Source organism: Paenibacillus apii, assembly GCF_011043685.1.
Lineage (GTDB): Bacteria > Bacillota > Bacilli > Paenibacillales > Paenibacillaceae > Paenibacillus_AQ > Paenibacillus_AQ sabinae.
Window position 1 is genome coordinate 397,541 of sequence record NZ_JAAKGU010000003.1, and the last position, 25,088, is coordinate 422,628.

Annotated in this window: 26 protein-coding genes; 8 read left to right on the plus strand and 18 right to left on the minus strand. The window is 49.5% G+C overall.

Annotated elements, in window-relative coordinates; translation table 11 throughout:
- The first annotated feature begins 5 nt into the window (after positions 1–5).
- From G5B47_RS10215 to mgrA, 5 genes are all read left to right on the plus strand, one after another.
- Positions 6–806: a pyruvate, water dikinase regulatory protein gene (locus G5B47_RS10215; RefSeq protein ID WP_165097462.1), complete on the plus strand. Its 801-nt coding sequence runs from the start codon at positions 6–8 to the stop codon at positions 804–806.
- Positions 807–1,028: 222 nt separating this feature from the next.
- Positions 1,029–2,021, plus strand: a complete 993-nt coding sequence (gene glpX / locus G5B47_RS10220) for a class II fructose-bisphosphatase (protein ID WP_025333539.1) — start codon at positions 1,029–1,031, stop codon at positions 2,019–2,021.
- A gap of 386 nt (positions 2,022–2,407) precedes the next feature.
- Positions 2,408–2,719 (plus strand): (2Fe-2S) ferredoxin domain-containing protein, encoded by a 312-nt coding sequence (locus tag G5B47_RS10225; RefSeq protein WP_165097464.1) that lies wholly within the window; start codon positions 2,408–2,410, stop codon positions 2,717–2,719.
- 165 nt (positions 2,720–2,884) lie between these two features.
- Entirely contained in the window at positions 2,885–3,721 is an 837-nt protein-coding gene (locus tag G5B47_RS10230) for an AraC family transcriptional regulator (protein ID WP_165097466.1), read from the plus strand.
- 128 nt (positions 3,722–3,849) lie between these two features.
- Entirely contained in the window at positions 3,850–4,839 is a 990-nt protein-coding gene (gene mgrA / locus G5B47_RS10235) for an L-glyceraldehyde 3-phosphate reductase (protein WP_206107310.1), read from the plus strand.
- Positions 4,840–4,921: 82 nt separating this feature from the next.
- On the opposite strand, the gene G5B47_RS10240 is transcribed toward mgrA, so the two are convergent.
- Genes G5B47_RS10240 through G5B47_RS10250 form a run of 3 tightly spaced genes read right to left on the minus strand, consistent with a single transcriptional unit; the run spans position 4,922 to position 9,181 of the window.
- A complete protein-coding gene (locus G5B47_RS10240) occupies positions 4,922–5,677 on the minus strand; it encodes a class I SAM-dependent methyltransferase (RefSeq protein WP_165097468.1) in 756 nt (251 codons plus the stop codon).
- Positions 5,678–5,732: 55 nt separating this feature from the next.
- The gene (locus G5B47_RS10245) at positions 5,733–7,346 is read right to left on the minus strand and encodes a response regulator (RefSeq protein WP_165097470.1); all 1,614 of its coding nucleotides are present in this window, start codon (positions 7,344–7,346) and stop codon (positions 5,733–5,735) included.
- The gene (locus tag G5B47_RS10250) at positions 7,343–9,181 is read right to left on the minus strand and encodes a cache domain-containing sensor histidine kinase (RefSeq protein WP_165097472.1); all 1,839 of its coding nucleotides are present in this window, start codon (positions 9,179–9,181) and stop codon (positions 7,343–7,345) included. The genes G5B47_RS10245 and G5B47_RS10250 overlap by 4 nt, the downstream gene beginning before the upstream one ends.
- Positions 9,182–9,329: 148 nt before the next feature.
- Here G5B47_RS10250 and G5B47_RS10255 point away from each other — a divergent pair, with 148 nt between their 5' ends.
- The 3 genes from G5B47_RS10255 to G5B47_RS10265 all read left to right on the plus strand — a co-directional run bounded on the left by G5B47_RS10255 (position 9,330) and on the right by G5B47_RS10265 (position 12,525).
- Positions 9,330–10,277: a carbohydrate ABC transporter permease gene (locus G5B47_RS10255; protein WP_165097474.1), complete on the plus strand. Its 948-nt coding sequence runs from the start codon at positions 9,330–9,332 to the stop codon at positions 10,275–10,277.
- Positions 10,277–11,113, plus strand: coding sequence for a carbohydrate ABC transporter permease (locus G5B47_RS10260; RefSeq protein ID WP_165097476.1), 837 nt, complete (start codon positions 10,277–10,279; stop codon positions 11,111–11,113). Before G5B47_RS10255 ends, G5B47_RS10260 begins: the two co-directional genes overlap by 1 nt.
- Before the next feature lie 110 nt (positions 11,114–11,223).
- Complete coding sequence (locus G5B47_RS10265) at positions 11,224–12,525, plus strand: ABC transporter substrate-binding protein (RefSeq protein WP_165097478.1); 1,302 nt, start codon at positions 11,224–11,226, stop codon at positions 12,523–12,525.
- 124 nt (positions 12,526–12,649) lie between these two features.
- Here the strand turns inward: G5B47_RS10265 and G5B47_RS10270 are convergent, their stop codons facing one another.
- From G5B47_RS10270 to G5B47_RS10335, 15 genes are all read right to left on the minus strand, one after another.
- The gene (locus G5B47_RS10270; RefSeq protein ID WP_165097480.1) at positions 12,650–13,276 is read right to left on the minus strand and encodes a nitroreductase family protein; all 627 of its coding nucleotides are present in this window, start codon (positions 13,274–13,276) and stop codon (positions 12,650–12,652) included.
- A 204-nt stretch (positions 13,277–13,480) separates the two neighbouring features.
- Positions 13,481–13,861, minus strand: a complete 381-nt coding sequence (locus G5B47_RS10275) for a LytTR family DNA-binding domain-containing protein (RefSeq protein WP_025333527.1) — start codon at positions 13,859–13,861, stop codon at positions 13,481–13,483.
- A gap of 192 nt (positions 13,862–14,053) precedes the next feature.
- The gene (locus tag G5B47_RS10280) at positions 14,054–14,791 is read right to left on the minus strand and encodes a LytTR family transcriptional regulator DNA-binding domain-containing protein (RefSeq protein ID WP_165097482.1); all 738 of its coding nucleotides are present in this window, start codon (positions 14,789–14,791) and stop codon (positions 14,054–14,056) included.
- Positions 14,792–14,795: 4 nt separating this feature from the next.
- Complete coding sequence (locus G5B47_RS25870) at positions 14,796–14,921, minus strand: hypothetical protein (protein ID WP_268958446.1); 126 nt, start codon at positions 14,919–14,921, stop codon at positions 14,796–14,798.
- Positions 14,918–15,448: an accessory gene regulator B family protein gene (locus tag G5B47_RS26165; protein ID WP_165097484.1), complete on the minus strand. Its 531-nt coding sequence runs from the start codon at positions 15,446–15,448 to the stop codon at positions 14,918–14,920. The genes G5B47_RS25870 and G5B47_RS26165 overlap by 4 nt, the downstream gene beginning before the upstream one ends.
- The gene (locus G5B47_RS10290; protein ID WP_165097486.1) at positions 15,396–16,121 is read right to left on the minus strand and encodes a hypothetical protein; all 726 of its coding nucleotides are present in this window, start codon (positions 16,119–16,121) and stop codon (positions 15,396–15,398) included. The genes G5B47_RS26165 and G5B47_RS10290 overlap by 53 nt, the downstream gene beginning before the upstream one ends.
- A 230-nt stretch (positions 16,122–16,351) precedes the next feature.
- A complete protein-coding gene (locus G5B47_RS10295; RefSeq protein ID WP_165097488.1) occupies positions 16,352–17,116 on the minus strand; it encodes a VOC family protein in 765 nt (254 codons plus the stop codon).
- Between the two features lie 2 nt (positions 17,117–17,118).
- A complete protein-coding gene (proC, locus tag G5B47_RS10300) occupies positions 17,119–17,925 on the minus strand; it encodes a pyrroline-5-carboxylate reductase (RefSeq protein WP_206107311.1) in 807 nt (268 codons plus the stop codon).
- 17 nt (positions 17,926–17,942) lie between these two features.
- Entirely contained in the window at positions 17,943–18,782 is an 840-nt protein-coding gene (locus G5B47_RS10305; protein ID WP_165097491.1) for a MetQ/NlpA family ABC transporter substrate-binding protein, read from the minus strand.
- On the minus strand, positions 18,779–19,813 hold the full coding sequence (locus G5B47_RS10310; protein ID WP_165097494.1) for a uroporphyrinogen decarboxylase family protein: 1,035 nt from the start codon (positions 19,811–19,813) through the stop codon (positions 18,779–18,781). The genes G5B47_RS10305 and G5B47_RS10310 overlap by 4 nt, the downstream gene beginning before the upstream one ends.
- A gap of 30 nt (positions 19,814–19,843) precedes the next feature.
- Positions 19,844–20,503: a methionine ABC transporter permease gene (locus G5B47_RS10315; protein ID WP_165097497.1), complete on the minus strand. Its 660-nt coding sequence runs from the start codon at positions 20,501–20,503 to the stop codon at positions 19,844–19,846.
- Positions 20,478–21,521, minus strand: coding sequence for a methionine ABC transporter ATP-binding protein (locus tag G5B47_RS10320; protein ID WP_165097499.1), 1,044 nt, complete (start codon positions 21,519–21,521; stop codon positions 20,478–20,480). The genes G5B47_RS10315 and G5B47_RS10320 overlap by 26 nt, the downstream gene beginning before the upstream one ends.
- A gap of 34 nt (positions 21,522–21,555) precedes the next feature.
- Positions 21,556–22,722, minus strand: a complete 1,167-nt coding sequence (locus tag G5B47_RS10325; RefSeq protein ID WP_165097501.1) for an amidohydrolase — start codon at positions 22,720–22,722, stop codon at positions 21,556–21,558.
- A 13-nt stretch (positions 22,723–22,735) separates the two neighbouring features.
- Positions 22,736–23,950: a trans-sulfuration enzyme family protein gene (locus G5B47_RS10330; protein ID WP_165097504.1), complete on the minus strand. Its 1,215-nt coding sequence runs from the start codon at positions 23,948–23,950 to the stop codon at positions 22,736–22,738.
- A gap of 7 nt (positions 23,951–23,957) precedes the next feature.
- A complete protein-coding gene (locus G5B47_RS10335; protein ID WP_235949799.1) occupies positions 23,958–24,638 on the minus strand; it encodes a GntR family transcriptional regulator in 681 nt (226 codons plus the stop codon).
- Positions 24,639–25,088 lie beyond the last annotated feature (450 nt).

The window sequence follows — 25,088 nt, forward strand, 5'->3', positions numbered from 1 at the left end:
AGAGCATGGATGAGCCTTCACATTTCATTACGATATGCTCGGATTCTTTAGGGGATACGGCGGAAGCAGTCGTTCAGGCCGTCTTACACCAATTCGAGAATCAGCGTGTCACGATCAAACGGTACGGCAATGTAAGGCATGAGGACGAGCTGCGCAAAGTGATGGAGGAAGCCGCGAAGAATAACGGCTTTGTCGCCTATACACTGGTGCAGCCCGAGCTGAGGGAGACCATCCGCGAGGAAGCCGTCCGGCTGGATTTGCGGATCGTGGACATTATGGGTCCGATGATGCAGGCGTTCATCGATACGTTTGACGATGCGCCCCGGCAAAGACCCGGCCTGCTGCATCAGCTGGACGAGAATTATTTCCGGCGGATCGAGGCGATCGAATTCACCGTCGCCTGCGACGATGGACGAGATCTCGGGGCCATGCTGAAGGCGGACATCGTGCTGCTGGGCATGTCGCGCACGTCGAAGACGCCTCTCAGCATCTTTCTTGCCCACCGCGGCAAGAAGGTGGTCAATTATCCGATCGTGCCGGAGATCAGCCCGCCGGGCCAGCTGTTTAAGCTGCCGCCCCAGCGGATGATCGGACTCACGATGGAGCCGGAGCATATGCTGAAGATCCGTTCGGAGCGCCTGAAAGTGCTGGGACTGCCCGTCGATTCCCAGTATGCGAGCCTCGAACGGATCAATGAAGAGATCCGGTACGCCGAAGCGCTGTTCAAGCGGCTGGGCTGCCCGGTGATCGACATTACCGACAAGGCGATTGAAGAGACAGCCGGACTTATTATGGGCTACATCTAAAAGTTACCCCACAAAGTGAAGTCCAAGCTCTGGAGAGAATTCCTGGTACTTTATGGGGACCCCAAAGAATGATAACCCCATAAAGTGAAGCTTAGGCTTCGGTGTCAATTCCGAGTACTTTATGGGGGCCCCGGAACTTATACGCCCCACAAAGTGAAGCGGAAGCTTCGATGTAAATTCCGATATACAGATATTCAAAAAAAGGACTGGAGGGAATTAACTATGGAACGCGAATTGGCTCTTGAGATTGTACGGGTGACGGAATTAGGTGCATTGGCTTCGGCCAGCTGGATCGGCCGGGGTGATAAGGACGCTGCGGATGATGCGGCGACCACAGCCATTCGTTCCATGTTCGATTCTGTCTCCATCGACGGGACCGTCGTAATTGGCGAAGGCGAAATGGACGACGCCCCCATGCTGTATATCGGCGAGAAAGTCGGCAACAAAAGCGGCCCGCTCGTCGATGTGGCTGTCGATCCGCTGGAAGGAACAGAGGTCGTCGCCGCCGGGCTGCAGAACGCCCAATCGGTCATTGCGATCGCCGAGAAAGGCAGCCTGCTGCACGCGCCGGACATCTACATGCAGAAGCTCGCCTGCGGTCCCGAGCTTGCCGGCAAGCTCAGCCTGGAGGACCCGGTTGAAATCACGCTGACCAAAGCTTCCCACCATCTTGGCAAACCGCTGTCCGAGTTGACCGTTATGGTACTGGACCGCGACCGGCACAAGGACCTGATCCAAACCCTCCGCCAGGCGGGAGTGCGCATCAAGCTGCTCAGCCACGGTGACGTGGCCGGAGCGATCGCGGCCGCTCTGCCGGACAGCGAGGTGGACCTGTACCTCGGCTCCGGAGGCGCTCCGGAGGGCGTACTGGCTGCAGCGGCGCTGAAATGCCTCGGCGGCGAAATGCAGGGCCAACTGCTGCCGCAAGGCCCGTTCGAGCTGCAGCGCTGCATGCGGATGGGCATTGCCAATCCGACGCGTGTGCTGTACATGGACGATATGGTCGGCACGGGCGACGTTATTTTTGCCGCCACCGGCGTAACCTCCGGCGAATTTTTGAACGGCGTCCGCTTAATCGGGAAAGAACGCGCCGAGACGCATTCCGTCATCATGCGGGCGCAAAGCCGGACAATCCGCTATATCCGCAGCATCCATTTTCTTCCGGGCAAGGATATTCCGCAAGTTTCGCCGGGAAGAAAAGTTGCTTCATTATAAACGCTTTTCCGCATCCACCAAGACCGTGCCCGCCAGCATGGGGGTCTGAGTCTTGGTGGTTTTTTTGCGCGTAAGCCCCCCTCAATCCGATATCCAGCCCCACCGGTTACTCCCCGTCATAAAGAATCATCAATATTTCCGCATCGCTCTCCGCCCGAAAAAGGCGACCGCCGTAGCCTTCGGGCAGACGGAGCGAAATTTTGTCACAAAATCAGCTGAAAGTCATAGTTATGTCGGTATATCTAACAGATTAAGTTACATAATTTTCGATTTATTAAATCTTTCGGAACACTCCTCTCATTCTCCTTACAAACCCGAGCAAAAGGACTATACTTCATGCTAAAGATGTTAATTAAAGCAACGCAAACCAAGGAGGAAGTACAAACATGAACATGCGGCTCAAGGTTCTGAAGAAGCATTTGCTGTTTTGCTGCAGCGAGCACTGTAATAACCAGGATGTAGAAGAAGTTATGCAGGCTTTCAAGGAAGAGCTTGTCGAACAAGGGATCAATAAGTCGGTCAAGATCAACAAGACCAGCTGTCTCGGCCTTTGCGGCAACGGCCCGTTCCTCATTGTCTATCCGGACGGAGTATGGTACTACAACGTGACCACTGATGATGTTCAGCGTATCGTCAAAGAGCATCTGGTTGAAGGCAATCCTGTGGACGAGCTGGTTATGCTGAAAATGGAAGCCTAAGCTTCCCGCACCCGAATACAAGAATAGGCTTCATCAATGGTTCGCCGGCTCCTTTTGGAATGCCGGTTTTATTTTTGCGTGTACAGACCTGCGGGTTCTCTTGAAGTATAATGAAAAAGCGCTTGGCGCTATTTCTTCAACCTTTGGAAAAGGGGGCCGAAGAACTTGGCCGTTTTTCATTACAACGCGGAGCCGCCATTCGGGGTCTCACCGGACCTGCATCTCCTCTTTTGGGGCCGGGAGCAATGCGCTCCCGGACATACCTTCGGTCCCGGCTTCCGGGACTACTATAAAATCCATTTCGTCCATAAAGGCACCGGCAAGGTGATCGTGGGCGGACAATCCCATATCCTGCACCCGGGACAGGCCTTTTTGACTTATCCCCGGGTTGTTGTCTCCTACGCCGCGGATGAGAATGATCCCTGGAACTATTCCTGGATCGCTTTTACGGGAGAAAGGGTAAAGCCGCTTTTGTCCAGAACCACACTATCTCCCGAATATCCCGTCTTTCCCATGGTCGGCGAGGCAATGAACGGACTCTATGACAGGCTGACCGAAGCCGCTTCGGCCAGCGGCGCACTCGACCTGCCGCTAACGGCGATCCTGTACGAATTCATGGCCGCTCTTCTTCGTACCGTTCCTGAGGCTGCTCCGGATTCCGCTCTGCAAGGACGCAAGAATGAGCATGTCGAGAAGTGCCTGCATTTTATAGAGTCTCATTACTGCGAGAATATTACGATGGAAATGCTGTCCGAAATGCTGCAGCTTAACCGGAAATATGTATCCGCACTCTTCAAACAGGTGGTCGGCATGCCTCCCAGCCAGTATCTGCTCGGGTACCGCATGGCCAAAGCCTGCGAGCTGCTCTCCCGAACCGGCTGCACCATCGGAGAAATCGCCCGCTCCATCGGTTATGAGGATGCGCTCCTGTTCTCCCGGATGTTCAAGAAGGTTCATGGCTGCTCTCCCCGTACGTACCGGGAAAGACATGTGCCAATCTGACATTATGACATAAATTCCTCCCTTGCTGACATTCGTTCGGCCCTTTCTTTCCGCTACAATGAAATCGCAGCCAACTCGCTCGTCCGTTAGGGACGGACGCCAATTTCATTGCAGGAGGATCGATTATTATGTACACCGCACAAACGGACAGATACGACAGCATGGTCTACAATCGCTGCGGACGCAGCGGCCTGCGCCTGCCGGCGATTTCGCTTGGCCTTTGGCATAATTTCGGGGGAATCAACGTGCTGGAGAACGGCAGGGCCATGATCCGCAGAGCGTTCGATCTGGGCATTACGCATTTCGATCTGGCCAATAATTACGGCCCGCCCCCAGGCTCCGCAGAGGAGAACTTCGGAACGATTTTGAAAAAGGATTTTCTCCCTTACCGGGATGAACTGATCATCTCAAGCAAGGCCGGATTCTACATGTGGCCGGGACCTTACGGAGAATGGGGCTCGAAGAAATATCTCGTCGCAAGTCTCGATCAGAGCCTGAAGCGGATGGGTCTGGATTATGTCGATATTTTCTATCACCACCGCCCCGATCCCGGTACGCCGCTTGAAGAAACGATGAGCGCGCTGGATCTGATCGTCCGCCAGGGCAAGGCGCTCTATGTCGGCATTTCCAATTACCGCGCCGAGGAGGCCCGGGAAGCGATCCGTATTCTGCGGCAGCTCGGCACCCCTTGCCTGATTCACCAGCCGAACTACTCCATGCTGTCCCGCTGGATCGAGGATGGGCTTCAGGATGTGCTCGAAGAAGAAGGTGTGGGAACGATCGCTTTCTCGCCGCTTCAGAAGGGCATCCTGACGGACCGTTACCTAAGCGGCATCGCTGCGGATTCCCGCGCAGCCGGACCGAGCGCATTCCTGTCCGAGAATGATCTGACGGAAGAGGTGCTTGGCAAGGTCCGCCGCCTGAACGAAGTAGCCTCGGCGCGCGGACAGAAGATGTCCCAGCTCGCCCTGTCCTGGGTGCTGCGCGGCGGCAGGGTAACGTCCGCGCTGATCGGCGCAAGCAAGCTCAGCCAGATTGAGGACGCCGTCGCCGCTGTGCAAGCGCCTGAGCTCAGCCCGGAAGAGCTGGCGAAGATCGAGGATATCCTGCGCGGATAGCTTGCTCCAAGCAGCGGGCAGTAGCAGAACGGCCATGCACCTGCGGCAGCCTTCGGGCGGCGGCAGGTGCATGGCCGTAAGATTATTTTTCACCAATCATGAAAAATCGCTGGACTTGCTGACTCTCTGTAGAAAAAGGCTCTCCCTCATAGTCGACAAATCGGATATTTTTAAATCCGGCCGCCTCAAGGATTTGAATACTGCAATGGCTGTTGATATTTTTGGCCGCCAAGCCCGTTTTATGAATCATCGTGTCATTGGGAACATCAAATATGATTTCTTCATGTTCGGAAACACAGGTTGCTCTATTATATTTGTGCCGGACCAGGCGATAAACCCCATCTTTACATGTCCAGGTTTGACAATCATTATGACGATCATCGGAGTGGTATTTGTAATAGTTGTCATTCCACATTTCATAGATGAATATACCGCCGGGCTTCAGCGCTTTGAAAATCCTGTTCGCCGACAACCCGGTTAATTCAACCGGATCGGTCCAAACCGCAATATCATACTGATGATCCAAATCCAAATGATTGCAATCGCATACAAAATAATTGGCCTTCTCAAAAGCCTCGTTATAGTTTCGGGAGTATTCTATGAAGGTTTCAGACAGATCGGTCCCCGTCACCGCATAACCCGATTTCAGCCAGAATTGATGATATCTTGAGATTCCGCAAGCGATATCCAGTATGGCCCTGGCGCCGGAAGGAAACAGCTTCTGCATTTTCTCTGCCATCCTGATTTGGGTTTCGAGATCATCAAATCCCCAGCCGATATAGCTGGTATCGTAATCCTTCTCACCATAGCGGTTGTATTTTTCCTCAATTATTTTCATCAAAATCCTCCCTTCATCCATGTATTGCTCCATAATCCGGCTCAAATGATCAGCTTCACGTTTCCTCTTCCCGCTTCCGGTATTCCCGCGGCGTCAGTCCTGTCGCTTTCTTGAACACGCGGCTGAAATACTTCTCGTCTTCGTAACCGATCAGTTCGGAAATCCTCGACAGACGCATATCGGAATTTTGCAGCAGCTCCTTGGCTTTGTCGATCCGCAAATTCGTCAAATAATCGGACAGATTCTCACCCGTAACCTGCTTGAACTTGCGCGAGACGTTCTCCCGGCTGAGAAAGAAGCGGTCCGCAATGTGCTGAAGCGTAATCTCCTGCTGATAATTCCGGTCCAGGTAATCCCTGATTTCCCGCACAATCCGGCTGTCCGAGGAACGAGAAAGCTTGCTTTCGCCAAACATTTCCATAATATAGGATTTCAGACCATCTTTCCAGCGTTCAAAAGAGAAATCTCCGCCAGCCTCAATTGCGGACGGGAAAGGGGCTTCCGCCTTTGAGACTTCCTCGGAGCCGTCACATTCCTGTCTCCACTTGGTCAGCACATTCCGCAGCCGATCCTCCCACTCCCGAAGCCCGCTAATAGTCAGCACGCCCGTCCCGGCAATAAAATCGGCCCAATCATCAAAGCTGCGGACGATTTTGTCACTATCGCAGGACAGCAGCGAAATCCCAAGCTTCTCCATCAGATCATCGGCCTTCGCACCGCCTGCCCGTCCTGCTTCCGAAGAGCCTTCCAGGTATTCATGTATACGTTTACCCTTCAGCAGCAGATTGCGCTCCGCAAGGCTTTGCCTTGCCTGTGTGAACGCATCGCTGATCCCCCCCGGAAAAGGGAGAATCCGGCTCAGCCCGATATCAAGCGATATGCCATACGCCTGCTTTAGCGATTCATTAATTTCCAGCAGCCGATCTTCCGCCTCTTCCGCTCTGTTCCAGAACAGAACGGCCACATCCGCGCCTTCCTGCCAGTAACGAAAGGCAAAGCCCTGTTTCCGCAAGCTGACCATTTCATTGCAGACATTAACGAGAACGAAAGAAGTCAGCTGGATATCGCCGCGGAACTTCTTCAGCAGCAAGCCGCCCGAAGACTGGAGGGAAAGGACGGCCATCCGGCAGTGCTTCGCGTTCCTCGGAAGCCCCAGCTCCTCGACCAGCGCTTCCTCCAGCTCCTGGAAGGAAACCGTGCCGCCCACCAGCTCCGACAGCTTCTTGTCCCAATACAGCGGACGCAGCACGTTTAATTGGATATTTTGGCGGAAGGCCCGTTCCCGTTCCCGCTTCTCCTCCTCCCACTTCTGAAAGGCGCGTTCGGCGGCGGAAATTAGCTGCTTGCTGTTCAGCGGCTTAAGCAGATAGTCGATTCCCCCGTATACGATCGCGGGCTTCACATAGCTGAAATCCTGGTAACCGCTGATGACGATCGTCTTTGTGTACGGGGAGTACCGGTGAATCCATTCCAGCAACTCGGCCCCGTCCATGAGCGGCATGCGCATATCCGTAAACACGACCGCCGGCTGCTGCTCCAGAATGATCTCCATCGCTTCCTGGCCATTCGTGGCTTCGAATATCTCGGCAACGTCATATTTTTCCCAAGGAACAAAATAGCGGATGGCTTCTCGCACATGTTTTTCGTCGTCTACAATTAGTACTTTCATTCCGTTCCTTTCTCCTTCCTGCTGCCTTCATCTTCTTGTGGAATAATCAGAACAACCTCCGCTCCGCCTTCTTCGCCTTGCAGCAGAAGCTGAGACCTCTCGCTGATCTGCAGCCGGAGCCTTGACAGCACATTACGGAGTCCGATACCGTCAGCCCCGCCGGGCTCCATCCGTTCCAGGTTGCTTCTCACTTCGTTCAGGCGTTCGCCCGTAATACCTATGCCGTTATCCCGGACCGTGATGACCAGACACTCTTCCTCCAGCTTGCCGGTGATGGAAATGACGCCGTCCTTGATGCCGTCCTGGAAGCCGTGCTTGAAGATGTTCTCAACGAGCGGCTGCAGGATCATTTTGGGCACGATTACGGCTCGGGCGCATTCATCGACATCGACATCCATCCGCAAATTCTCCTCGCCGAAGCGTTCTCTTTGCAGAATGACATAATTCTCCACATGCTCGATCTCACTCTGAAGCGTCGCCTGAGTCTCGCCCATCGTCATGGAATAACGCATCATGCTGCCCAGGGAATAAATGAGATCGTAGATTTTGGGAGCGTTGTACCGCAGGGACAGGGTGGCGATGGACTGCAGCGCGTTATACAAAAAATGCGGGTTGACCTGGGCCTGCAGCACCTTCAGCTGATTGGTCTTGCTTGCGATCTCCAGCCGGTACTCCTGCAGAATCAAGTCGTTGATCGTCCGGGTCATATCGGTAATTTTGCGGGCCAGGAGCCCGAACTCATCCTCGCTCACCGAATCGACGGAGGCGTCCAGCTGTCCGATTTGCACCTTCTGCGTGTAGGAAATCAGCTTCTTGATCGGTCTTGTAAAGCCGATGGAGATCAGCACGCCGGCAATGCCCGCAATAATCAGAAACAGCACGCCGATACCGGTATTGATACGGCTGATCGTCCTTGCGTCGCTGTACAGGTCTTCATAAGGCACCAGCTTGATAATATTGCCTTTAAAAATCCTCGAGTCCATATGTTTATACATAATAATACCTTTAAATTCCTTGTTATTCCATGAAAAGTGACCGCTCTCCTTGCCCGGCGGAAGCTTGCTCCAGCCCGCTTCATTCGGCTTGCCGATCCAGTCGCCACCTGAAGCGTACAGAACATTTCCCCGCTCATCCGCAATGTAGAGCCGCTCAATGTCGGAATTGTACATGGATTTAGCAATATCCTCCAGTTCAGTCAGCCTGAAGTCAATCGACAGATCGGCGATGACTTCGTCGCTGGGCGTCCGGTAGATGGGATAATGAGCGCTGAACACCGGCGTCGCTCCCGCTTTGTAGTTCGGAAAACCCGACTTTATACCGTATTGATGATCCATGTGCGTCGCTTCCACAAAGGGCCGGACCGAGCCGCTTGGATTAGGAAGAGGCGTATACAGGGGATTGTACTCCCTGCGGAACTGCCCCTGCAGCAGCGTGTTGGACTGTTTGTTAGCCCTTACATAAAGATGGATTTGAAAAATATTCCGGTCTGCCAGAAAAAGATTGTACAGCTGCGTGGATACGATATTCCGGTTGTCCGGCTGAACGGTCCCTTTTGGAAGCGCATTCGGATTCTTGACTGACAGAATGGAGGTGTAGAACGAGCTCTGTACATTGATCCCGCTGTATACGCTAAGCGCCCGTTGGTTGATTCCCTGAAAATAATTGTCCAGATTGGCCGCTCCCAGCGTCAGCAGCTTGCGGTTCTGTTCCACGGCCTGCTCAGTTACCGATTGCTTCGTATACAGGTACGAGAACATGACCGAGACTCCAGCCGGAATAACAGCAGCCAGTAGAATAAGAGCCATTAGCCGATTGCGGATACTGTGTTTGAACAAGAGTCTATTCCTCCTTGGCTCTTTGTGCGACCTTTAGCAGCAGCAATATAATCCACCTTAAATGTCATCAAATTGAGTGTTGACCGCTCTCCTGCCTCCCTATAATGAGAGTATAAAGCAATGATACTACTTACAAAGGAGATCCGCCATGAGAAAAGCGCTCGGCATTCAAGAGGGCTGGGAACAGTCCGTAAATAGGAGATCAGCTGTGAAAAGAGCTCTCGTCGCACGAAAAGGCTGGAGCCAGCAGATCGTATTTTTGGGACCCTGCCTGCTGTTCTTTCTGACCATTGTGATAACCCCTTTTATTCTAGGCTTCTATTATTCTTCTACCGATTGGAACGGGCTGGATCTGAATAAAGCGGTATGGACAGGCTCGGCCAACTGGAGCCGCATACTGCATGACGACAATTTCTGGCATTCGCTTAATTTTACACTCAGGTTTACTGTCATTTCCGTAGTGATCGCCAATATCTTGGCGCTGGTGCTGGCTTTCCTGCTGATGGGTGCGCTCAAGACCAAGAATGTGCTCCGGACCGTCTTCTTCATGCCCAATGTCATCGGCGGCATTCTGCTCGGTTACATTTGGCAGTTCATCTTCACTAAAGGCTTCGCCACCATCGGCGACCTGACGAATATTTCTTTCTTCGAGCTTCCGTGGCTTGGAACGCCGAACACCGGCTTCTGGGGCCTCGTCATCGTATTTGTCTGGCAGACCGCGGGTTATATGATGATTATCTATATCGCTTCGCTCGCTGGCATCCCGAAGGATCTGATCGAAGCCGCCAAAATTGACGGTGCGCGTCCCCATCAGCTTTTTACAAGCGTTTACGTGCCGCTGATCATGCCGGCCATTACAATCTGCCTGTTCCTGACGATCTCCAACGCGTTTAAAATGTTCGACCTCAACCTGTCGCTGACAAAGGGCGGACCGGGAACCTCGACGCAGTCGCTGGCGTATAACATCTACTCCGAGGCTCTGATCAACAACCGCTACGGTCTGGGCACTGCCAAGGCGCTGCTCTTCTTCGCCGCCGTATCGATCATTACGATTACCCAGGTACTGATTACGAAGCGCAAGGAGGTATCCGCATAATGAACGTCAGCCAGTACAAGACCAAAACTTTTCTTCTCGAAGTCTTTGCCATCCTGCTTGCCTTGCTGTTTCTGGCGCCCTTCTACCTGGTGCTGTCGAACTCGGTTAAAACGTTAAAGGAAATTCTTCTCGACGCCGCCTCGTTTCCCCAGATTTTTCATTGGAGCAACTACAGCAGCGTTTGGAAAATGATCGATTTCCCGCAGGCGTTCTGGAACTCTCTGCAAATTACGATGCTTAGCGTCATACTCATTGTACTGTTCAGCTCAATGGCGGCTTACCAGATTGTTCGCAGGCCTACGAAATTCAACTCTTTTGTGTTCCTGCTGCTCGTCTCGGCCATGATCATCCCTTTTCAATCACTGATGCTTCAGCTTGTAAGGGTTACCAGTCTGCTGGAGCTGCGCGGCGAGCTGTACGGAATCGTCGCCTGCTATCTCGGCTTCGGCATGCCGCTGTCGGTCTTCCTGTTCCACGGCTTCATTAAAACCGTTCCGTTAGAGCTCGAAGAAGCGGCCCGGGTGGACGGCTCCAATCCGTACGGCGTCTTTTTCCGGATTGTCTTTCCGCTGCTGATGCCGATCATGGTCACGGTTGTCATTCTGAACACCCTGTGGATCTGGAACGACTACCTTCTGCCTGTTCTGATTATCGGGGGCAACAAGGATTTGACGACGCTACCGCTTGCGGTCACCAAGTTTTTCGGGCAATATACTAAGAAGTGGGACCTCGCCCTGGCAGGTCTGGTCATGGCTATCACTCCGATTCTGTTGTTCTTCCTTAGTCTGCAAAGGTATATCGTCGAGGGAGTTACTGCCGGTTCCGTTAAAGGCTGACATGCCGACAACAATATCCACCTTTTCGGACAAAATATTAAGTGTTGAATACGGTTACATTGATTTACGATCATAATGTAAACACTTACAAAACACAGGGAGGCAGTAAAATGAAGAGACGATTCGCATTTCTGATCGCAATCGTTTGCATCCTGATTATTGCAGGCTGCGGCAACGGCGGAAATAACAATTCCGCTCAGAGCACCAACAGCGGCACCTCAGAGACCGCGGCTCCGGCTGCATCGGAAGCACCCAAAAAAGACGTAACGATCAAAGTCTTCCAGTTCAAGGTTGAAATTGCCGAACAGCTCAATGCTCTTGCTGAAGAGTACGAGAAAGAAACCGGAGTGAAAGTCCAGGTTGAAACTCACGGCGGCGGCGAAGACTACGGCGCGCTGCTGAAAGCTGAAATCGCTTCCGGTTCGGAACCCGAAATCTTCAATAACGGCGGTTTCGCCGCTCTCGTTCCTTATATGGACCGTGCAACCGATCTGTCGGATCAGCCTTGGGTCAGCAGCCTGGTCCCTACCTCCAAAATCCCGACAACAGTGGATGGCAAGCTGTACGGCCTTCCGATGAACGTTGAAGGCTACGGCCTGATCTACAACAAGGATCTGTTCGCCAAAGCCGGCATTACCGAAGAGCCGAAGACGCTGCCTCAGCTTAAAGATGCCGCAGCCAAGCTGAAAGCCGCAGGCATCACGCCTTTCGAAGCAACCAATGAATGGTGGTCGATGGGTATTCACATGGTGAACGTAGCCATGGCCAACCAACCCGATCCTGCTCAATACATCGAGGACCTGAAATCAGGCAAACAAACGATCAAAGGCAATGATATTTTCAAACAATGGCTCGATTTCGTAGACGTTGTCTTTAATAACGCGCAGGACAATAAAGTAACCACCGACTATGCGACTCAAGTCGCCGACTTCGCTGCCGGCAAGGCAGCCATGATGATGCAGGGCAACTGGACGCAAGGCGACATCGACAAAATCGATCCGAACCTGAAGCTTGGCCTGCTGCCGATTCCGATTAGCGACAAGGAAGGACATATCTTCGTCGGCGTACCGAACAACTGGATCGTGAACAGCAAATCGGCTCATCCGGAAGAAGCCAAAGCGTTCCTTAACTGGATGATCAGCTCAGAGACCGGCAAGAAATATTTGACGAAAGATTTTAAATTCATCCCTGCCCTGTCCAACATCTCGACCACTGCCGAAGACATCGGTCAAGTCGCTGTAGCCGTTCAAGAGCAATCCTCAACGGCTCTGAGCTGGAACTGGGACAGATTCCCGGATGGCGTAACGCAAGGCTTCGGCGCAGCTATGCAGGAATACCTGGGCGGCCAAGTCAACCGCGACCAACTGCTTGAGAAGCTGGATAAAGCCGTACAGGATATCGTGAAACAATAAGTAAAACACCGATTGGTGCCTGAAATAATCCAATAACATGGCGAGCCTCCCAAGCAGCCGTTCGGGTCAATTCCCTGAACAGCCGGCTAAGGAGGCTCGCTTTTGGTTATGATGGCTTATCCGGTTACGCTTGCGGCTCGGCCCATTTTCCTTCGATGATGCTATCACTTAAGCTGCGGCGGCCATTGGGTTTCTCAAGCTCGCGATAGTTCTCATGTACGCTGCCTGCATCTCCCTTATAACCGAGCGCAATAATCAAGTGCACCTCGTAATCATCCGGGACGTTCAGAGCGGTGCGGGCTTTCTCTTGATCGAAGCTGGCAATAGCCCGTGTGGACAGGCCCAACAGAGAAGCCTGAAGGGCAAGCGCCTGCCAAGCCGCCGCGGTATCGAACGCATGGAACCGGTTGGGCTGGCCATCATCCCACAACTTGTAGGAAGCAAGGGCAATAAGGACGGGAGCCTGATCCGCCCACAGCCGGTTGCTCGGCAACACCAGCTCGCGGAAGGTCTGCAGCTGCTCCTCCGTCTTGGCCAGGACAAAACGCCAAGGCTGTCCGTTTCTCGCCGACGGCGCCCAGCGGGCAGCTTCCAGTACGGTGAGCAAATCCTCTTCACTAACGACGCGATCAGAGTACGAGCGCGGCGACCACCGGTTCAAAAATAAAGGGTTAATCGGATGATCGGCTTTGCGATTGGCTTCTACTTCTTCAGAAAGCTCCTGGGTCGGATTAAACGTTTGTTGACTCATATGGGCATCCACCTCTCCAATATAATAGCCGGTCAAACAGAAAGAGGCATTCTCCAAGGAAAATGCCTCCATCTGCATGGTCGGTCGTTCTTTAGAACATACTTTAAACCCACAAAACCTACTAGTCAACTGCGATTTCAAGTTTTCTATATATTTTAAGCACGTTAATGCATATCTTTCACAAATGTTTAACTTTTGGCAGGGTTATAACCATTCCTCCTCAATTTTCGGAAGTTCCGGCGGCAGTTTGTTAAGAATCGCTCTGTATCTTCCGTAGGAAATCGTGCAGTACTTGGTATCCGTCTTCAGCGGGTAATCGAAGTACGCAACCTTCAAGGAGGTATTAATGCATCTGATCTTATCCAGATTGGTCAATACGCCGCGATCCAACCGAAAAAAATTCAGCTCCGTCTGTTCAAACGCGCTCTCCCAAAATTTTAGTGATCCCACAACGTAATACTGTTTGTTTTTGGTATGGACATCAATAAAAGCGTTAGCATTAGATTGCAGAAACAAAATCTCATTGATAGGCAGTTGCTGCATGCCCGCCCCTTGCTCGTCCTCAGTAACTGTCAGGTTAAGCATCCAATCCCTCACCTTTTATTTATGTATTGTTCGGCCAATACTACGTTCTTGATCTTTTGGGATAGTTTAACATTATTTCTTTCAAATAACTTGTCGAAAAAAATCGGAAATTTATCTGATTTCCTAGTATAGATTTTCCTTGACTTTTTATCCAAAATATGACAATGACCCTCTCTCGCGAGGAGTAGAGGGTCATTGTTCAATAATAGATTTAAGATACTTCACTTTACTACGGGCAATGCCTGTCTTGTATTCGGAATCTTTAAACAGGAGGGTGTCTCCATACATTCTTTCTTCGATACGATCGATCCAGTCAATGTTAACCAGGCTTCCGTTATATGCGGGGAAAAAGTGAGGAAAGGCTTCCTTGCAGCTCTGGAAGGTCAATCCGGCCGTAAAGCAGCCCTCTTCCGTGTAAAATCGGGGAACGTGATAATTACGTTTAGGCTCCCAAGTGTCGATATAGAAGATATCACTGGCCTTGATGAATTGTCCTTGATCCAGCCTGCCGGAACACTCGATCCGGCTAACCAGAATCTCCCTGTTATCTTTCTCCGCCTCTTTCGCCTTGGAAACGAGATCGCTCCACATCCCTATGCTCTTGAGATTCACTCCAGTATAGATCGATGAATTTTGAAAATAGAGTCTTCCCCCGTAGCTACCGGTCTCAAGGCGCTCCCCTTTTTTCAAATTCACAAGATTCCATGTGTCCAAAAAAACGAAAGCCGAAAAAACGCTGCTGCACTCCTCCAGAGTCGTCAACACGGTAAAGCTGCCGCTTCTGGTGTGAAAAATCGGAATACTGTAATTTTTTTTCGGCTTCCACATTTCAATGCTCATTATCTCGTTCTCGCGGAACTCCGTTTTCAGCGTCCCGCGAGCGGAATCAGAGACTTGAACACCGACGATGCTGCGCTGATCTTCTTCCATGAAACTATTTTACCTTTTTTAATTCTTGGGGAACTGGCAGGGAACCAATGAATAACTTGCGACTTCTGGCAGACTTAGCTGCAGACTTTACAACTTTTTCAGCCATGTAACGAGCAAGAGCCTTTTTCATGTGTTAGCACCTCCTTTTCTGGGGTATATGGGCAGCAATAAAAAGGATTGGATGATGAATGAAACCGCCACAATCGCAGATTGAAAATAAAGATTTGACAGGATGATCAAGACGGAAATCCCTTTAGACCAGAAATCAAACTCGACATCATATAACTCTTCATAGTTGTTAGGCGCAAATATAAGCGTGATCATTAGCGAAATCATCGTGAGATAGGCTGTCGTTTGGTTGTCTGCTCGAACTAACGGTATCAAGGAAGCCATCAGTCCCGTAACTAAGGAACATATGGTAATGGGCAAATGGAACCCCCCGGAAAATTTCCGTAAAACCATAAAAGATACTAGCGCTAATATCGAGTCAAGCACACTGCTAAATAATAAACCAAACAGAACCGTAAGAAGGATCCCAAAGAAGAGATTCAGCTTAATTCCAATGCCGTAGCTCAATACTTCCAGCGAACCCGGGCCCTCCGGGTCATGCTTTTTTATCTTTATTGCGATATGCCTCGATAGCCTTTCTAATATCATCCCGATCACTCCAGCCCGAAAAATAAAAAGATAATCCGAAAGTCACAGCCGCAGCTATCAATAAATTAAATGGATTTGCGCTATATAGGAGTAACAATGATATAGAAACAGTCGTCAATGTGAATGAAGCCAGACTTCCAAAAACAAGAAGCAGATTTCGGTTAGTAAAGTAATTCTCCTTCACCAGGAAATCATGAGGAGGTACAATGATAAAAGAGAATCCGAGATTAAACCTGGTTAACGCCCGAGATAATCCCAAAGAAGCAATAATAGATGAAATTTGCAATAAATAGAGATGAGTTCCGTTGCTTTCTTTTAAAATACTGACATTCACCAGATTGGTCCAAGCGTAGAAGTAGTAGAGGCTCAATTGAATAACAACATACGCGCAAATTCCTGATCCAGCTATAAAAGATGCCAGATGTAATTTAATTTTCAACCCCCATCTTAAAAACAAGATATAAAGAAGATATTGTAAGGGCAAGTCCCACTCAGGCGCCTTAAGTACAATCCGCATAACATACGAAAACACAGCCGCAAATAAAGAGAAAAGTATGATTTTAACGAGATACTCCCGTACTGGAAGCATATAAAGTTTAAGAATTAGTATAAGAACCCCTATTGCTTCAAAAGTCCCCAACAATATAAAAATCAAATCATGCAAATCTCCCAACACCGCCTCCAAAAAGTTAGGGCCGATAGACTAAAATTCATTTCTTAAACGCAAACTCATTCTACCATCAATAGAACAGAAGTTTTGTCGAATTATGGTAGTAAATTGATTTTTATTCCTCAAAAGTTAAATCCGATATAAGGAGGTATACCCATGCAACTGGTAACCTAAAAAGAAAGAGGCTTCCCAAAGGTTCATTGACCTTATGGAAAGCCTCTAATAATCAAATATTAAGCGAAGACATATTCTCCTTCACCAATCCGAAGGGTTTCTCCTTTTAGCTTTACAGAATCCGTTTCAAAAATCACTTGTTTGAACTGATTCTCGTCCCCTTTTACGAAGTCAAAAAATTGATCGCCAATCTTAAGGCTGACGGATTTGTCATCTGACTCCAAAGCGGTCAGGTCAAATAATCTTCCCCAATGCTCGGCTGCTGCTGCCGGATCGGAGACATGGAATACCGCTCTTTTCATTTCGGCATGACCGGCGGGATGAGGCTGAATGATACCGGATGCCGTTAAGCGCTCCAATCTCTCCGCGTCCGTCCCCTTCCATTGAATGATAAACGGATAGACCAGTCCTCCAAAATCGCCGTCGATAGTCATCATCCGCCACTCGATTAATCTGCCCTTGTTATCCAGACGCTTGCCATCCATTATGGGAGAAAGCTTTAAGCCTGCCGCTTCCAAAGAAGCGGCCATTTCTTCAATATCATCGGTCCGAATAACGACTCTGCTCAAAGCTTCATGCTCTGGCAATGTGTCAACCGCATCTTTCACCACACGGTTATGCTCCGTCGCCTTCGCCAATTCAAGATTTTCAATACCCAGAAACTCGATATAGGTTAACCCGAAATAGCTTAAGCTGTTATAGGTTCCCCACGCCGTATGCGAGCCTCCCTTGAAGGCGACCAAACCATGATCCAGGAAGAGCTTAACCGGCTGATCCAAATCATTGACATAATGAACAAGATGATCCCAATTTTTCGATGCCATTGTTATTTCTCCCCTAACTCGGTTGTTCGCTTTACAGCCGCCAAGACGCTTCTTTGCAGGCCGGCCGCGAAATCGCTGTTGTTCAGCTCGTATAAGCCATGAATGCCTACACCACCAGGGGAGTTATTAATGTCAAGCAGTTGTCTTGGATGCAGTCCGGTCTGCTTCAGCATGACGACAGCTCCAGTGACATTTTCCAGCGCAACATTCCAAGCTTGTTCCCGCGGCAATCCGGCGAGGACGCCGGCATCCGCAAGAGATTCAATGAAATAATAAATGTAATTCGGTCCGGCCACACCATATCCGGTGAAAATATCAATCAATGCCTCGTCCAAATATTGAACTTTTCCGAATCCGTGCAGGAAGCCGTCTACCTGATCCTTATTGGCGTAGGCGTTTAAGGCAACCCCGCTATAGCCGTAACCCGTATCGGTCAACGTATTGGGAATAACCCGGATAATGGGGCGTTCGGCTCCAAAAAATCCGGCCAGCTTCTCCATCGTTACACCCGCCACAATCGAAACGATTGCGGCGGTTGGTGTTGCGAACTTCTGTACAGCTTGTCCTAATGCAGCCAAATTGTCCTGCGGCCGGACAGCAATCACAATCAAGTCTGCTTCGGCCAGATATTTCTCCTGAGAGCTGTCCGTGTTCACTCCGTAAGTCTTATTAAGGAACTGAAGACGCGCCTCATTGATATCCGTTACGCTCATTCGATCCGCAGATATGGTTTGATTGTTTACAACGGCGCGGATAATGGCCTCAGCCATTTGTCCGCCGCCGATAAAGTGAATCTGTTTTTCGATCAACTCGTCCACTTCCTTGCTTAATTGTTTTTCCACGCTTCAGGCAGAATGAACCCGTCGTATTTCTCTATTCCCTTGATATACTCTTCAAACTCCGGAGACTCATAGGCGGCCTTCAGGTCTTTGGCCCATTGGCTATTTTCATCCTTCTTGTTGATGGATACGATGATTCTGTGCTGCATTGGCGTATTTTCGATTTTCAAGGCGTCTGTAATTTTTTGGCCGGCGTTCGCAATGTAGTTTCCGTTAACGACTCCATAATCGACATCTTTGAGCGATACCAGAATTTGCGCAGGGTCCAGAATTTTAATATCAATCTTATACTTGTCCGTCTCCATGCTGTTAATGTTAAAGTCCTCTACACCTGCTCCTTCTTTAATCTTGACCCATCCAAGTTCCTCCAGAATGCGAAGCGCGCGTTCCTGGTTAACCGGATCATTGGGAACAGCAACGGTAGTGCCGTCTTTTACATCATCGAGTGTGGTGTGCTTGACGGAGTACAGACCTTGCGGCGCTCCCGGAACATAGGCGATTCCAACCATATCCGCGCCGATTTCTTTGTTAATCGCCTCCATGTACGCCGTACTTTGGAAGATGCTTGCGTCAATGGAGCCTTCCTTCATGGCCGGGTTTACCTGCATGTTTTGAGAGAAGGTCTTAATTTCAACCTTGTAGCCCTTTTTCTCCAGAATCGGCAGAATCGACTGGCGGAATTGTTCTTCATAGGTACCCACGCCAAATCCGACGGTAATCTCTTTCTTTTCTTCCGGCGCAGCTCCTGAATTCGAGCCCTTATTCGAGCCGCAGGCCGACAACAATGCTACAACCCCAACTAAAAGAACGAGCAATAACTTTTTCATACTCTTGTCTCCTTTTCAAAAACGGATTTTTTCAGCTGCTTTAATGCCTCATCGGTTACGTTAAGCGGGATTGCGCAATTGGGAGCGAGAATAAAAGGCTGGTCATTCATCAGGTTCAAGGCTTCCTCGGCCTGCTGCTGAATTTGAGCAATGTCATTTGCCGCAAATAAAGCATGGTCGACGCCGCCTACCTTGGTAGCCGTTAAAGCCGCATCCAGGTCCGGATTTCCTTCTGCCTTCGTGTCCCAGCTGATTCCGTCGATCCGGTAGTCGTTAAATCTTTCGGGCTGGGCATAGGTTCCGCAAGTATGCAGAACATTTTTTCCGTAGCTCGCCGCCTCGAGTACAATCGAATCATAAGGTCTGGAAAATTCATTAAACCTCGCTTCATCGAACATGCCCGGATGAGCTGTACCCGTCACCGCATAGAACAGTCCGTCCGACCCCGCTTGCTTCAGCTCTGTTACATAATCGGCCAAGGTTAACGAAATCACATGCAGCGCATGATGCGCCGCGGCCCGGTGCTCGGTAAACAGTGATTCCAGGGTGACGGGGTTCTCAATGCCAAACACCGTTTTGGTGACATAAGCAGACCGGCCTACAATAAAGAGCAGTACGGTGAGTGGCGAAAAAACGGTTTGAATCAGAGGGGTATCCGGCAGTCCTTGGCGAATCTTCCGCACCGCGTCCAATTGCTCCAATAACGGGGCCGATTCCGCGGCTTTCTTCACCTCAAGATCCCAAAGATTGGCTGCTGCCGGAACAGCGGTCGTTTCCTGTCTCGGAAATACAGTCTGATAGTCCTGAAAATCATACTTGTTTCCCCAGGATTCAGCCAGATAAGTAGCTCTCGGATTAATTTTGACCCAATCCCAATCATATTTCTTGGTAAACGAAATCGTTGTTTCCGCCAAATCATCCGCATTTTGTTCCTTGTCGATGAAATGACGCCAGCCGCTGACAATCGGGCGATCCGCTCTTTCACCGGATAAAATGGCGTTAAACCGGTCTTGTTTGCTCCATTCACTCACCTGTCGTTTTCCTCCCCTTAAAGTTATTCTTTAGTAACGGCGAATCTTTCTCGCCAAAGTGTTGCCAAATGACTGAATACCTTGAACGAAAATAATAAGGACAACAACAGTGGCAATTACGACAACTGTGTCAAATCGCTGGTATCCATATACGATCGCCAAGTCTCCGACTCCGCCGCCGCCAACCGTTCCCGCCATCGCGGTCGCGCCAATCAAGCCGATCGTCGCAGTCGTCAGGGACAGGATTAACGATCCGAAAGCCTCGGGCAGTAAAAAATGCCAGATGACTTGAAACGGTGTAGCCCCCATCGCCTCTGCCGCTTCCATAATTCCCGGATTGACTTCAAGCAGAGAATTCTCTACCAAGCGTCCGATGTAGGGCGCGATATAAATGATCAGAGGCACGATCGCTGCGCTTGTCCCAATTGAAGTCTGAACAATCAACCGGGTAAACGGAATAATGGCAACGAGCAGTATAATAAAAGGCAGGGAGCGGACAATGTTGATCACGGGATTTATCATGGTATACAGGATTTTGTTCTCCAAAATCCCGCCCGGACGGGTAATCACAAGTAAAATCCCGATAGGTATTCCAATTAAAGACCCTACAAACAGGGACATCCCCACCATATAAATGGTATCAACAATCGCCTGCATAAACTGATCAGTTGTAACTGTAGTTGACATCATGCTTTTCCACCTCCTCTACACCGACTCCACTGCTTTTTATGAAAGACAAGGCTTTATCCACCTCGGCAGTCTCTCCTTTTAACTGAACAATCACTTTCCCGAGTGTCGTTTCTTCAATCTCGGTCATATTGGCAAACAGAATATTGACCTGCACATCATAGGAACGAATCATTTTATACAGGATGGGCTCCGAAGCGCATTGTCCGATAAATTCCAATTTGTAGATTCCGCTGCCCGGTTCCCTTTTTATGGATTTCTGCACGCTGTCTGTGATGCTGTTCTGAATGACGGTCTTCACAAAATTTTGCGTGGTCGGATGCTGCGGATGTCCGAATACCTCCAGAACGCTTCCCTGCTCGATAATCCGCCCTTGTTCCATGACCGCCACCTTATTGCAAATCTCCTGAATGACTGACATTTCGTGGGTGATGATCATAACCGTGATGTTGTATTCCGCATTGATTTTCTTCAAAAGCTGTAAAATGGAGCGCGTCGTCTGCGGGTCCAGCGCCGATGTTGCTTCATCGCAAAGGAGAATGGAGGGGTTCGAAGCAAGCGCTCTGGCAATCCCGACGCGCTGTTTCTGTCCGCCTGACAATTCGCTCGGATAGCTGCCCGCTTTGTCGGCTAATCCAACAAACTCCAGCAGCTCCAGCACACGCTGGCGAATTTCGTCTTTATTCTTTTTCAATAAAATGAGGGGAATGGCCACGTTATCATATACCTTTTTCGATTCGAGCAGGTTGAAATGCTGAAAGATCATGCCGATGTTTTTTTTGGCGGCACGCAGCTCTTTAACGCTGTATTTACCTAAATCATGCCCGTCCACAAAAACCTGGCCTTTCGTCGGTCTTTCCAAATAATTGACCAAACGAATCAATGTGCTCTTTCCCGCGCCGCTATAGCCGATCACCCCAAAAATATCGCCTTTTTCCACCTTTAAATTGATTTCCTTCAAGGCATCGATCGATATCCCTTTGCGGGTGTACGTCTTATAAACATTCTTTAATTCAATCATTTACATTCCTCTCATTTCATTTTCGGATTTGGGGTCAACCTTTCTCCTTCAGCCTCAGGAGCGCTTGCTCCGCCAATAAAGCAAAATACTCAGAAGCCGGCAATAATGCATTCTCGTCTACATCAAAGCGCGGATGATGAAGCGCATAAGCGGGACCGGTTCCGATATTTACAAACGCGCCCGGGATCTTCTGTAAGTACAAGGAGAAATCTTCACCTCCCATTTGCGGCGGGATATCATACACCTCATACCCTGCCTCTTTGGCGATCTCTTTGGTAAAATCAGCCCAGTATCCGTCATTTATCGTTGCCGGCGGTCCCGAATACCAATGGAGCTTGGCCTCCGCCCCGGCTGCCGCGGCAATTCCTTCGATGATTTGCGTCATTTTAACCGGGATTGTGCGGCGAATCTCTTCATTATGCGTTCGGACAGTGCCCTCCAGTTCAACCATCTCCGGCAGCACATTCCAGGTATGCCCTCCCTGGATTCGCGTAACGCTCAGCACAACCGGCTCGCTTGCACTGTTCTGGCGGCTGACAATCGTCTGAAGCGCCGTAATGATTTGAGCCGCCGTTACAATGGAATCCACACCATTCTCCGGAGTTGCGGCGTGAGCCCCGATGCCTTTTACCGTAATTTCAAACCGGTCAACACCAGCGGTTAAAGCTCCGGTTCTCGTTCCGAATGATCCTGTGGGCAGTTCTGGGGAGTTATGGAGACCAAATATGGCGGATACACCTTCAAGCCCTCCCGATGCCAAGACGCTTTCAGCCCCGTGACCAGTCTCTTCTGCCGGCTGAAACAATACTCTAACCCTTCCGGGCAGCTCGCCTTCACGGGCTTTTAACAAGTATGCGGCCCCTAAAATAACAGCCGTGTGGAAATCATGACCGCATGCATGCATTTTTCCCGGAATCTCGGACGCGAAGGGCAATCCGGTCTGCTCTTCAATCGGGAGAGCGTCGATATCACAGCGAATGGCTACGATTGGTCCATCCCCGCTTCCGATTTCTGCGATGAGTCCCGTATCTAAAGGGAGGTTTAATATGCGAATATTGGCGTCCGTCAGCCAATTCCGCAGTTTCTCTGTCGTTTTAAATTCTTCATACGATAATTCAGGCTCACGGTGAAGATTTCTGCGAACTTCAATCAATTGACTTGCTAAAGCTTGTTCGATCTGATCTGACTGTTTAGTAGACATGGACTTCCCCCTTTTATTTCGTTATGATTTTGGTTTCAGAAGCAGAAAACAGGGCAGTCAAAGCCTGATCGAAATCCCGGATAATATCATCAGCATCCTCTAACCCTACCGAAACGCGGATTAATCCGTCCGTAATCCCAAATTTCATTCGCTCTTCCTGTGGAATGGATGCATGGGTCATTGAAGCCGGATGTTGAACCAGGGTTTCCGGATCTCCCAAGCTGAATGAAATCATCGCTAATTGCAGCGAGTTTATTAATTTTTTTCCTTCAATTAAACCGCCTTTTACTTCGAAAGAAACAATCCCACCCATACCCTTCATTTGCGTTTTAGCCAGCTCGTGTTGAGGATGAGATTTTAAGCCCGGATAAAACACTTTATCAATAAAAGGGTGAGACTCCAGGTATTCGGCAATTTTCTGGGCGTTGCTGCAATGTCTTTCTACCCTCAAGGCCATGGTCTTCATTCCCCTTAAGATCAGGAATGCGTCCCAGGCATTTAAATTTTGCCCCAAATCGCCCATCAGTTTCTTTCTCATGAACTGGATGGTGTCTTTTTTTCCTACAATAAATCCTGCAAGGACATCCCCGTGACCATTAATATATTTAGTAGCGCTGTGTACCACAACATCGGCCCCCAGCTCCAAAGGCTTCTGCAAACAAGGACTCATAAAGGTGTTATCGACAATAACAGGGAGCTGATAGGCTTTGCAGGCTTCCGAGATTTGTCCGATATCCAGAATGGTCAATCTGGGATTAGAGGGAGTTTCGATATAGACGGCTCTTGTATTCGGCCTGATCGCCTTAATCATTGAATCGATATCCGTACAATCGACAAAATCAAATTCTATGCCGAACCTTGGCGCCAGAGAAGTCAGGAAGCTGTAGGTGCCTCCATATACATCCTTGGTCACCAGGACATGATCGCCATGCTTCAAGAAGCCGAGAAGAGCAATGGAGATGGCCGCCATTCCGCTGGAAACGCCTAAAGCGTCTTCCCCGCCTTCCAGTGCAGCTATCTTTTTCTCCAGTGTGCGGGACGTAGGGTTTCCGTATCTGCCGTAATAAACGCCTTCTTCCTCTCCAGCAACAACTGCGGCCGCTGTTTCCGCATCAGGGAACGCATAAGCGACTGCAGGTACGACCGTTTGAGAGATGGCGCCCGTTTGCGGGTCCGGAAACTGGCTCTCATGAATAATCTTCGTGTCCATACTCCATTCTGTCTTCATATCAAACTCAATCCTCTCTGTTTGCTTGAATGCCTTGTATTCTCTCCAATGCGGCGGACAGGCTGCTTAATATATGATCTTGCATCGCTTTTTCAGCTCCGTCTTCGTTTCTGTCAGCAATCATTTGCAAGATAAAGCTATGTTCTTCATCCGCCTGCGTGTTCCAATCGCCATGAAGAGAAACAAACCGGCAATAGCGAAGCGCGTGATCTCTCAGTTGATTCAAGATTTTCACAAAGGTCTTAAGATCACTCATTTCAGATAAATAATCATGGAATTCAAAGCCGTAGGAAACAAAATCCTGACTCTGCCCTGCATGAAAGGACTGCTTAATATTTTCAATCATGACTGTTAAATTTTGAATATCTTTATCCGTGGCGTTTTTGGCGGCACTCTTGGCGATATAACCCTCCAGCATGCTGCGGATCAGAAAGATTTCTTTAACCTCTTCCACGGTTACTGGCGCCACTCTAAGCCTTCCATTCGGCTGCCGGACGAGAAACTCCTCATTCTCCAACCTTTGAATAGCCTCTCTTAAAGGAGTGCGGCTTACACCAAGCAAAGCGGCCAAACTTTCTTCATGTACATTTTCGTCAGGCTTGAGCTCACTATCGATAATTTTTTGTTTTAACGCAAAGTAAGTATTATCCTTGGATAACCTGCGCGTTCGCATAACAGAACTGTTCATATATCCATCTCCTAGTAAAAAATCAGCGAGTTCGGGCTCTAAAAGTATAACTGTATAATTGTATACAATTATTACAATTAGTTTCCCCCGGTCCACTTTCTCTCAGCTTGCGACTAAAAATCGAAACCTCACATCTGTCTGCTCATCTCGTAGAAGTTAGCCTTATAATACATACGGAAAACGAAATTGTCTACAATTCTATGTTATTTTTAATCACATTTTTATATAAAAACTCGAAGAAAGTCGAAAATAAGAGGTATTCTGTTATAGAATATCCCTATCTGCGTTATATTATATGACACATAATTTACACAGGAACTTCAATACACATATGATGAATTGGGTAGCTGGAGGACTGCCAAAGCGCGTGCTGGCAGCTTCTTTATGTATATTAAACCATAACTATTGGAATAGTACAATTTTATTATCAAAAATAAAGGGAGCTGCCCT